This window comes from Planomonospora algeriensis (assembly GCF_977012225.1).
Genome location: NZ_CDRNDK010001022.1, coordinates 1 through 677, shown reverse-complemented (window position 1 = coordinate 677; position 677 = coordinate 1). Strand labels below are relative to the sequence as shown.

Below are 677 nucleotides of genomic sequence, written 5' to 3'. Positions count from 1 at the left end.
CCCACCTCCACCAGCACCCCGGCCCCCGCCGAACGCACCGCCCCCACCGCATCGGCGAACCGCACCGACGCCCGCACCTGCTCCACCCAATAACCCGGATCACTCAGCTGACCGGCCTCCACCAGCCGACCCGTCACCGTCGAGACCACCGCCAGCCCCGGCTCAGCGAACACCAACCCCTCCGCCACCCGGCCGAACTCCGCCAGCATCGGCTCCATCAACGGCGAATGGAACGCATGCGACACCCGCAACCACCGCGTCCGCACCGACCCCGCCGACCCCGACGGCCCCGCCGGCCCCGCCAGCTCCGCGGCGACCTCCTCCAGCACCACCCGCGACCCCGACACCACCACCGATGCCGGCCCGTTCACCGCCGCGATCCCGACCCCGGCCCGGCCCGCCAGCACCGAGCGCACCCGCTCCTCCGACGCCCCCACCGCCAGCATCGCCCCACCCGCCGGCAACCCCTGCATCAACCGCGCCCGCGCCGCCACCAACGCGCCCGCATCCTCAAGCGACAGCACCCCCGCCACATGCGCCGCCGCGATCTCCCCCACCGAATGCCCCACCAGCACATCCGGCCGAACCCCCAGCCACTCCAGCAACCGGAACAACGCCACCTCGAACGCGAACAACGCCGGCTGCGTCAACCACGTCTCATCCAACGAACCCACACC

The 677-nt window shown here is 73.4% G+C and carries 1 protein-coding gene; it reads right to left on the bottom strand.

Features of this window, described 5'->3' with window-relative positions:
* Window positions 1–650: acyltransferase domain-containing protein (locus ACWJ6R_RS37570; RefSeq protein WP_449066744.1), on the bottom strand; the 650-nt coding region annotated here is incomplete at its 3' end.
* Window positions 651–677 lie beyond the last annotated feature (27 nt).